Source organism: uncultured Intestinimonas sp., assembly GCF_944387725.1.
In the GTDB taxonomy this organism is placed as follows: Bacteria; Bacillota; Clostridia; order Oscillospirales; family Oscillospiraceae; genus Intestinimonas.
On record NZ_CALXGA010000088.1, the window covers coordinates 1 to 7,021 of the forward strand.

The following is a 7,021-nucleotide window of genomic DNA, read 5'->3' on the forward strand; positions in this document are numbered from 1 at the left end:
CTGCGAAAAAATTGCTTGCCAGCGGCCCAAAATCCCTCGCTGCTGGACACATCGCCAATTTTCAAACAAGCCCTAAACCCGCCATTTCACACATAAAGGAAGTCCATTATGGCAAAGGACAGGGACGACGACAAACAAAATCAGGACTACACCCTGGAGGAAATTCTGGCGGAGTACAGCGGAACGCCCGGCGGCCCGGACCTCCCCTGGCCGGAGGCCCATCGGGGCCCCCCGCCCCCCAACGTAGTCCCCTTCCCCGGGGGGCGGCGCACCCCCGGCCCGGAGGAGCCGGAGGTTCCCGAGGCGGAGCCCCCCGTTCCGGAACAGCCCCCCCGCCCTCAGCGGCCCCCCGTCACCGACAAGGTGCTGGAGTTCCCCGAGGACGACACCCCGCCCCTCCAGGCGGGTCTGCGGCATTTGAAGGAGAAGGCTGACGCCTACGCCCGGCAGATGTTCTCAGAGGAGGGCAAGGAGGTCTCGGAGGAGACCATCCGCTTTGAGCGCCTCATCCCCGGCGTGGATGAGGAGGAGGCGCCGGAGGAGGACGGGCTCCCCCAGCGGGAGCGCAGGCCCCGGCGGGAGAGCCCGCCCCCGCCGGACATCCCCCCCGCCCAGCTGGCCAGCCGGTACGGGAAGGGCCTTGGCCTCCTGCGGCTGCGCACAGCTCTGGTGGGCCTTCTCTCCCTCCCCCTGCTGTGGATGGCCCTGGCCACCTTCCTGGACCTCCCCCTCCCCGGCGCTCTGGGGGATTCCTTCCCCCTCCAGGTCTGGTGCTCCGGGGGGCTGCTGGCGGTGGCGGCGGTGCTGGGCGCCGACGTGCTGCTGCTGGGGCTCATGCGGCTTCTGGTACTGCGTCCGGGGGCGGATAGCGCCTGCGCCCTGGCCTGCTGCTTCACCCTGGCCGACGCCTTCACCCAGCTCCGGCTGATGCCGGCGCGGGACACCCTCCCCTACGCCGCCGCCTGCTGCCTGGGCCTCTTCTGCTGCATGTGGGGCACCTATGATAAGCGCCAGGGCCTGCGGCTGTCCTGCCGCACGGCGGCCTCGGCCTCGGTGCCCTACCTGGTGACCCTGGACCCCAACAGCTGGAACGGCAAGGACGCCTACGCCAAGTGGTCCGGCCCCGCCTACGGCTTCGGCAGCCAGATTCAGGAGGAGGACGGGCCCCAGCGGGTCTTCCGCTTTACCGTCCCCCTGCTGCTGCTGGGGAGTCTGCTGTGCGCTCTCCTGGCCTCGGTGGGCCAGGGGCTGCCGGAGCGGTTCCTGTGGTGCTTTTCCGCCGACCTGACAGCCTCAGCCGCCTTCGCCGGCCTGCTGATCTTCTCCCGGCCCTACCTGATCCTGGCCCGGAGGCTCTCCAGCAGCGGAGCGGCCCTGGCGGGCTGGTCCGGGGTGTCCCGGGTGGGTCCGGCCATCCTCCTCACCGATGCCGACCTCTTCCCCCCGGGGACGGTGGCCCTCAACGGCATCAAGGTCTTCGGGGATTTCCCGGTGGAAAAGGTGGTGGCGGTGTGCGCCACTCTCATCCGGGACAGCGGCTCCGGCCTGGACAAACTCTTCCACGACCTCCTGCGCACCCAGGGGGCGGTCTACCGCCGGGCCAGCGGCCTCCAGCGCCACGAGGGGGGCGGACTCTCGGCGGAGATCCGGGGGGAGTCCATCCTGGTGGGCTCGGCCTCCTTCATGGCCCTGATGGAGGTGCCCCTGCCCCAGGGCCTCAATGTGAAAAGCGCCGTCTTCTGCGCCATCGACGGGGAGCTGGCCGGCATCTTCGCCCTGAGCTACACCATGCACCCCACCATCCCCCCGGCCATCTCGGCCCTGGCAGCGGGGCGGATTTCCCCGGTGCTGTGCACCCGGGACTTCAACCTCATCCCCGCCATGCTCCGGCAGAAGTTCAAGCTCCCGGTGGAGAAGATGGATTACCCCACGGTGGAGCGGCGCACCGAGCTCTCCGACCCCGGCCGGCCACACAGCCCCCGACTGACGGCGGTGCTGTGCCGGGAGGGCCTGACCCCCTTCTCTGAGGCGGTGGTGGGGGCCAAGCGCCTGCGCTCGGCGGTGCGGACGGCCACCGCCCTCTCGGTGCTTGGGTCCCTCATCGGCCTGCTGCTGGCCTTCTACCTCACCTTTGTGGGGGCCTGGCAGTCTATCACCCCCGCCCAGATGACCTTCTTCCTCCTGGCCTGGACCGTTCCCCCGCTGCTGATCTCCGGCTGGGTGAACCGGTATTGACGAAACGTTATGAGAACGTTGTCACCCAATACCTGGACCCTTCTGGGAAGCCGCCCCTGAGTTTTGGGGCGGCTCCTTTTTTCCGTCTCTGCCGCCACATCAAAAAGCGCAGGCAATCCCGAGAGAGGACTGCCTGCGCTTTTTGGCGCACGGGGTAAAAAACCGGCGGCGGCCCCGGCCTCCTGGGCGGCGGCCCGGATGCTTCGGGAAGCGCGGCGCGGAAGACAGATCAGGAGGGCGGTTGGAGCGCGGATGGCGGCGCACTGCGGTCAAAGCGGTTGAGCCCGGAGACGATCAGCGTTTGGGCGGTTGTAATGATGTCCTCCAGAGGGAAGGCCTTCCCGGCATCCAGCCACGCTTTGTAAATGTCCAGAGTGGTGTTGACCCAGAAGGCGGAGATCATCGTCCGGTAAAAGGGCGTAAATTTCTTTGCAAACTCCGTCTGACTCCAAAACTTGTCCATCACCTCCTGCACAATTCCCATGCCGATGGATTTGGAGGGCGTGACGCTCATGATTTTTCATAGGTTTTCTTCTTCAAAATGCAGCTGCTGAGCTATCCAAATGTCAATCCCGGCTAAGTGGCCGAGGATGTCATGGTCGGCGTCGCGCCTGATCCCGGATGGTTCCAGAATTTCTATGTCACCTCTCCGGCCTGCTACTGCGACCCCTGCCAGCTCCGCAATCCGCTGATTTCCCCCCTGTTCGCCAGCGACGCGACCTTGTCCGCCATGCCGGCCACGGTGCTGCTCACCTGTGAGTTTGACCAGCTTCGCCCCCAGTCGGAGGACTGGGCCCACCGCCTGGTACAAAACGGGGTCCCCACCCTGGTGAAGTGCGTGCCGGGCACCGCCCACGGCTTCAGCCTCTCGGATGAGGGAAGCGACCCTGTAAAAGTGAAGGAAGGCATCGACTTTTTGGTGGAGGGGCCCCGAAACTACCTGGTGAAATAAGGCCGGATCAGGAAAGGAGGAACCGATGAAAGAGAAATTTTCAGGATACCGCGTGGCGGCGGGGACCATCATCTATCTCTTCTTCGCCTGGTGTATGATCAACGTAACCAGCGTAGCCTTCGGCGTGTTCCTGGAACACTTTGGCGGCGATATGACCCAAGTGTCCCTGGGCGTGACCATTTACGCCCTGGCCTGCTCTGTCATCAGCATGTTCGCCGGCGAGTACCAAAAGCGGGCGGGGCCCCGGAACGTGATGATTCTGGGCGCTCTGGACATGGAGGCCTTTTGCTTTGTGATTGCCTTCGTGCCGAGCATCTGGAGCTTTTATCTGGCGCAGCTGATCATGGCCTTCGCCAGTTCCACCAGTATGCACGCCTGCTGTACCATGGTCATCAGCAACTGGTTTGTGAAGGGCCGCGCCCGGCTCATCAGCATTGCCATGGCGGGCGCCCTCTTTGGCGCGGCGGCCTTCCAGTTCGCCGCCGGGCAGGTTTTTGTGGCGGTGGGCGTGTCCAGGCTGTACCTCTACTTCGGCATTCTGCAGCTTGTAGTGCTGCTCTTCTGCCCCCTCTTTCTGATTCAGGACTCCACGGAGAAGCTGGGGCAAAAGCCCCTCGGATGGGAGGAGCAGGATGCCGCCCCCCAGAAAGCGGATGCCGCGCCCCGGGAGGAGCGGCCGGTCTCAGTTTGTCGAACCGGTCCCACTGTGCGCAAAGGGGATGCCCTATCCCTCCGGTATGTGTTCAGCCGGTGACTATCTGAGGCATGGGCGCCGTCCGCCGGTAGGTGTCATACCAGTAGGTCAGCCGCTGGTGCCGGAAGGGGCCCTCCCGCCGGAGAAGGCTCCAGTCTGGGCGGGCGTCCAGGTCGGGAAACCAGGTGTCGGCGGGAAAGTCCGCCTCCAGCCGGGTGACATAGGCGGTGGCGCAGCGGTTCAGAAGCTGCCGGTAGACCTCCCCGCCGCCGACGACAAAGGCGTCCTCCGGCGCCGCCGCCAGCAGCTCCTCCAGGCTGTCGAAGACCTCCGCCCCCTCCACCCGGAGGGAGGGGTCCCGGGAGAGAATCAGGTTCCGGCGGCCCTTCAGGGGCCGCCCGCCGGGGAAGGTGGCTAGGGTCTTCCGCCCCAGGATGACGGGGTGGCCCAGGGTCAGGGCCCGGAAGCGCTTCAAGTCCTCCGGCAGGTAGCACAGTTGGTCCCCGCCCCGGCCAATGCCCCAGCCGCGGTCCGCGGCCACAATGACATCCATGCCCGCCCTCCTTATATCGCCACTGGAATGGGGGCGGCCAGGGGGTGGGCGCGGTAGCCCTCCAGCCGGAAGCTGTCCGGGGTGAAGGCGTAGAAGTCCTCCACCGCCGGGTCCACCCACAGCGCCGGGGCCTCGTAGGGCTTCCGGGTGAGGAGCTCCTCCACCACGGACACATGGCGGTCGTAGATGTGGGCGTCGGCGATGACGTGGACCAGCTCCCCCGGCGTCAGGCCGGAGACCCGGGCAAGCATGTGCAGGAGCACGGCGTATTGCATCACGTTCCAGCCGTTGGCAGTGAGCATATCCTGGCTGCGCTGGTTGAGCACGGCGTTGAGCACGTTTCCGGTGACGTTGAAGGTCACCGACCAGGCGCAGGGGTAGAGGCGCATGTCGTGGAGGTCGTGGTGGTTGTAGAGGCTGGTGAGGATGCGCCGGGAGGCGGGGTTGTGCTTCAAATCGTAGAGCACCCGGTCCACCTGGTCCATCTCCCCCTCGGGGTACTGGTGCTTGACCCCCAGCTGGTAGCCGTAGGCCTTGCCGATGGAGCCGTCCCCGTCGGCCCAGGCGTCCCAGATGTGGGAGTGGAGGTCGCGGATGTTGTTGGACTTCCGCTGCCAGATCCACAGCAGCTCGTCCACCGCGTTCCGAAAGGCCATTTTTCGGAGGGTCTGGATGGGAAACTCCTGCCGGAGGTCGTAGCGGTTGACAATCCCGAAGCGCTTGACGGTGTGGGCGGGGGTCCCGTCGGCCCACCGGGGCCGGACCGGCAGGTCCGTGTCCCAGGTCCCGTGGGCCAGAATCTCCTTGCAGTTGGCAAGGAAGACTTCGTCGGCATAGCTCATGGCGTATTTCCCCTCTCCTGCTCTATTTTTCCACAAAAGGGAATATTTTTCAGTGGTCGGTGCGGTACAATAGCCCGGCAAGCTGCATCTTGGTGATTTTGGCAACATTGGAAACGGCACATGTGTGTCCTGTGCATAGATGATAACGAACAACACAGGCGCCGCATGTGCTTTTTGCGCCCGTTTTCAGGGAAGGAGCCAACCAAAATGCCAAAAACGAAAGCCCAGAACGTACTCTTTACCCTGCTCATGGCCCTGGTCATGGTCTACGGCATGATCTGCTGCAACATCGCCCTGGCCACCGGGGGCCTCACCCACCAGACCTTTCTGCTGGCCCTCCACGCGCTGACCATTATGTGGCCGGCGGCCTTCCTGCTGGAGCTGCTGGTGGTGGAGCGGCTGGCTCAGGCCCTGGCCTTCCGGGCGGTGAAGCCCGGGGTGGACCACCCCCTGCTGGTGCTGGCGGTCCTCTGCTCGCCATCGTGTGCCTGATGTGCCCCTGCATGAGCCTCATCGCCACGGTGCTCTTCAAGCGCCTCGCCTCGGACGGGGTGGCGGTATGGATCCAGACCGCCGCCTTAAACTTTCCCATGGCCCTGTGCTGGCAGATCTTCTTCGCCGGGCCCCTGGTCCGGCTGGTCTTCCGGGTCCTGACCCGGCAGCGGAGCGCCGCGGCCTGAGGGCTATTCGGCCAGGCGGCCCGTCAGGGCCGTGCCGGCCACGCCGGTGATCTCCACCGGCAGGACGCGATTGTGGAGGTCCCGGCCGGGGGCCCGGACCTCCGTATAGTTGGGGGCATGGCCCCGCCAGAGTCCCCCCTTCTCCTCCTCAAAGAGGACGGGCAGGGTCTCCCCCACCCAGCCCTCCAGCCAGGACCGCTCCAGATCCGCCGCCGCAGCGGCGGCCCGGCGGGCCCGGTTCTCCTTCTCCTGCCGGGGGACCTGGTCCGGCATCTCCGCCGCCGGGGTCCCGAACCGGCGGGAGTAGGGAAAGATGTGCAGCGCCGAAAAGCCGCACCGCCGGAGAAACGCCAGGGTGGCGGCGAACTCCGCCTCCGTCTCCCCGGGGAAGCCCACAATGAGGTCGGCGGTGATCCCCGGCCGGGGGAAATGGGCCCGCAGAAGGGCCGCGCTCTGGAGGTACCGGGCGGTGTTGTACTTCCGGTTCATCCGCTTCAGGGTGGCGTCGCACCCAGACTGGAGGGAGAGGTGGAAGTGGGGGCACAGGTTGGGCAGGGCGGCGCAGCGGCGGCAGAAGTCCTCGGTGACGGTCCGGGGCTCCAGGGAGCCCAGCCGCACCCGGCAGCCCGGGGCGGCGCGGCAGACGGCCTCCACCAGCCCGGCCAGCTCCGGCCGGCCCGGCAGGTCCCGGCCCCAGGAGGAGAGCTCGATGCCCGTGAGGACCAGCTCCCGATAATCCTCCCCCGCCAGCCGGGCGGCCTCGGCGGCGGCGTCCTTCAGGGGTAGGGAGCGCACCGGCCCCCGGGCGTAGGGGATGACGCAGTAGGCGCAGAAGTTGACGCAGCCGTCCTCCACCTTCAGCATGGCCCGAGTCCTGCCCTCCAGGCCCCCGGCGGGCAGGAGCTCGAAGCTCCGGCGGGTCATGGAGTCGTCTACGGTGACCCGGGTGGCCCCGGTCCGGGCGGAGAGCAGGGCCTCCAGGTCGTCCAGGAAGGCCATGCGCCCGGCGGTGCCGGCCACCAGGTCCACCCCCAGGGCCTCCACCGCCTCCGGGGCGGTCTGGGC

The 7,021-nt window shown here is 66.7% G+C and carries 9 protein-coding genes; 5 read left to right on the forward strand and 4 right to left on the reverse strand.

Features of this window, described 5'->3' with window-relative positions:
- Nucleotides 1-108: 108 nt before the first annotated feature.
- Nucleotides 109-2,235, forward strand: a complete 2,127-nt coding sequence (locus tag Q0K09_RS09970; RefSeq protein WP_294475846.1) for a hypothetical protein — start codon at nt 109-111, stop codon at nt 2,233-2,235.
- A 229-nt stretch (nt 2,236-2,464) separates the two neighbouring features.
- Here the strand turns inward: Q0K09_RS09970 and Q0K09_RS09975 are convergent, their stop codons facing one another.
- Nucleotides 2,465-2,749 (reverse strand): hypothetical protein, encoded by a 285-nt coding sequence (locus Q0K09_RS09975; protein ID WP_294475848.1) that lies wholly within the window; start codon nt 2,747-2,749, stop codon nt 2,465-2,467.
- A gap of 81 nt (nt 2,750-2,830) precedes the next feature.
- Here Q0K09_RS09975 and Q0K09_RS09980 point away from each other — a divergent pair, with 81 nt between their 5' ends.
- Together Q0K09_RS09980 and Q0K09_RS09985 are read left to right on the forward strand one after the other, a co-directional pair.
- A complete protein-coding gene (locus tag Q0K09_RS09980) occupies nt 2,831-3,187 on the forward strand; it encodes an alpha/beta hydrolase fold domain-containing protein (RefSeq protein ID WP_294475850.1) in 357 nt (118 codons plus the stop codon).
- A gap of 25 nt (nt 3,188-3,212) precedes the next feature.
- Nucleotides 3,213-3,941 carry an MFS transporter gene (locus Q0K09_RS09985; RefSeq protein ID WP_294475851.1) on the forward strand — a complete coding sequence of 243 codons (729 nt, stop codon included), beginning with the start codon at nt 3,213-3,215 and terminating at the stop codon, nt 3,939-3,941.
- Here the strand turns inward: Q0K09_RS09985 and Q0K09_RS09990 are convergent.
- On the reverse strand, nt 3,931-4,434 hold the full coding sequence (locus Q0K09_RS09990) for a dihydrofolate reductase (RefSeq protein WP_294475853.1): 504 nt from the start codon (nt 4,432-4,434) through the stop codon (nt 3,931-3,933). The two genes, Q0K09_RS09985 and Q0K09_RS09990, sit on opposite strands and share 11 nt — an antisense overlap.
- Before the next feature lie 11 nt (nt 4,435-4,445).
- Nucleotides 4,446-5,276, reverse strand: a complete 831-nt coding sequence (gene thyA / locus Q0K09_RS09995) for a thymidylate synthase (protein ID WP_294475855.1) — start codon at nt 5,274-5,276, stop codon at nt 4,446-4,448.
- A gap of 207 nt (nt 5,277-5,483) precedes the next feature.
- Here thyA and Q0K09_RS10875 point away from each other — a divergent pair, with 207 nt between their 5' ends.
- Together Q0K09_RS10875 and Q0K09_RS10880 are read left to right on the forward strand one after the other, a co-directional pair.
- A complete protein-coding gene (locus Q0K09_RS10875; RefSeq protein ID WP_365932100.1) occupies nt 5,484-5,768 on the forward strand; it encodes a DUF2798 domain-containing protein in 285 nt (94 codons plus the stop codon).
- A gap of 11 nt (nt 5,769-5,779) precedes the next feature.
- Nucleotides 5,780-5,956 carry a hypothetical protein gene (locus Q0K09_RS10880; RefSeq protein ID WP_365932102.1) on the forward strand — a complete coding sequence of 59 codons (177 nt, stop codon included), beginning with the start codon at nt 5,780-5,782 and terminating at the stop codon, nt 5,954-5,956.
- A 3-nt stretch (nt 5,957-5,959) separates the two neighbouring features.
- Here the strand turns inward: Q0K09_RS10880 and Q0K09_RS10005 are convergent.
- On the reverse strand, nt 5,960-7,021 hold a 1,062-nt coding region (locus Q0K09_RS10005), incomplete at its 5' end, for a MiaB/RimO family radical SAM methylthiotransferase (RefSeq protein WP_294475856.1).